The following is a 1,424-nucleotide window of genomic DNA, read 5'->3' as shown; positions in this document are numbered from 1 at the left end:
CCGACCCGCGCGCGCTGAAAACCGATATTCAGGGTCTGCTGGATCCCGCCGCTCTGCAGGCGCTTGCCGACAGGGTTGACGACGGCCGCGCCGCGCCGTGGGGAGCCGGCAAAGGCCCCGGCGATACGGTGTGGATGGGGGTAATGGATAAAAGCGGGCTCGCCGTGTCGTTTATCCAGAGTATCTATCACGAGTTCGGCAGCGGCGTGGTGCTGCCCGATACCGGCATCGTCTGGCAGAACAGGGGCGCATCGTTCAGCCTCGATCCCGCCCATCTTCTGGCCCTCGCGCCGGGCAAACAGCCTTTCCACACCCTGAACCCGGCGGCGGCGCGTCTGAAGGACGGTCGCGTGATGGTCTACGGATCGATGGGCGGCGACGGGCAGCCGCAAACCCAGGCCGCGCTCTTTACACGCTACGTTGTTCAGGGCGTCCCCCTGCAGGAGAGCATCACCCGCCCGCGCTGGCTGCTGGGACGTACCTGGGGACAAACCTCGGACACCTTAAAGCTTGAAGGGCGTTTTTCACCCGAGACGGTCGCGCGCCTGCAGGTACTCGGTCACGAGGTGGAGCTCTTCCCTGACTTTAGTGAAGCCATGGGCCACGCGGGCGCCATTGTTCGCCACCCCAACGGGCTGTTCGAAGGGGCATTTGACCCGCGCAGCAACGGCGCGACCGCCGGATTCTGAGGAGAAAAAAATGACGACACCACAACCCGACTGGCAGACCTATCTGGCGCAAATGGAAACCGTACTCGGCGTTGAGTTGGATGACGCCCGGCGCGCCGAGCTGCAGCTGCAGTTCAGCCGCATTGCCAGCATGGCCGCCCCGCTGATGGCGCTGCCGCTCGACGACCGTCTGGAGATCGCAGGAGTGTATAAAGCATGAGGCTACACGAGATGAGTATCGGCGCGATCCAGCATGCGCTGAACGCAGGCGAGCTGAGCGCGAGCGAGATTGCCCGCCAGACGCTGGAGGGGATTGCGCGCGTGAACCCGCAGATCAACGCCTGGACCGCCGTGACCGAAGCACGCATGCTCGCCGAGGCCGAGAACATCGACACCCTGCGCCGCGAGAAGCGCCCCCTGCCGCCGCTGGCAGGCGTGCCTTATGCGGTGAAAAACCTGTTCGACGTTGCCGGCCATACCACCCTCGCCGGGGCCGAACTGTTCAGCCAGCGCCCTGCCGCCGCCGCTGACAGTTTCGCGGTGCGCCAGCTGCGCAGCGCGGGCGGGCTGCTGACCGGGATGGTGAATATGGACGCCTACGCCTACGGCTTTACCACCGAAAACAGCCACTACGGCACGACGCGTAACCCGCACGACCTGGCGCGCATTGCGGGCGGTTCGTCCGGCGGCTCAGCCGCCGCCGTGGCCGCCGGGCTGGTGCACTTCTCGCTCGGCACCGACACCAACGGCTCAATT

3 protein-coding genes are annotated in these 1,424 nt (G+C 65.8%); all 3 read left to right on the top strand.

Features of this window, described 5'->3' with window-relative positions; translation table 11 throughout:
* A partial coding sequence (locus tag DOU50_RS00255; protein WP_194266098.1) for a gamma-glutamyltransferase occupies positions 1 to 689 on the top strand: 689 nt, incomplete at its 5' end.
* 10 nt (positions 690 to 699) lie between these two features.
* Positions 700 to 888: an oxalurate catabolism protein HpxX gene (hpxX, locus tag DOU50_RS00250; RefSeq protein ID WP_148768460.1), complete on the top strand. Its 189-nt coding sequence runs from the start codon at positions 700 to 702 to the stop codon at positions 886 to 888.
* On the top strand, positions 885 to 1,424 hold a 540-nt coding region (locus tag DOU50_RS00245), incomplete at its 3' end, for an amidase family protein (protein WP_265589593.1). The genes hpxX and DOU50_RS00245, both read left to right, overlap by 4 nt.

It is taken from the genome of Enterobacter sp. C6 (assembly GCF_008122455.1).
GTDB classification, from domain to species: domain Bacteria; phylum Pseudomonadota; class Gammaproteobacteria; order Enterobacterales; family Enterobacteriaceae; genus Enterobacter; species Enterobacter pseudoroggenkampii.
The sequence above is the reverse complement of the archived record's forward strand: the minus strand, read 5'-3'. Positions and strand labels throughout refer to the sequence as shown.

Excerpts from the sequence above, each read along its gene's own strand:
- hpxX (WP_148768460.1), top strand. The coding sequence starts at position 700 with ATGACGACACCACAACCCGACTGGCAGACCTATCTGGCGCAAATGGAA.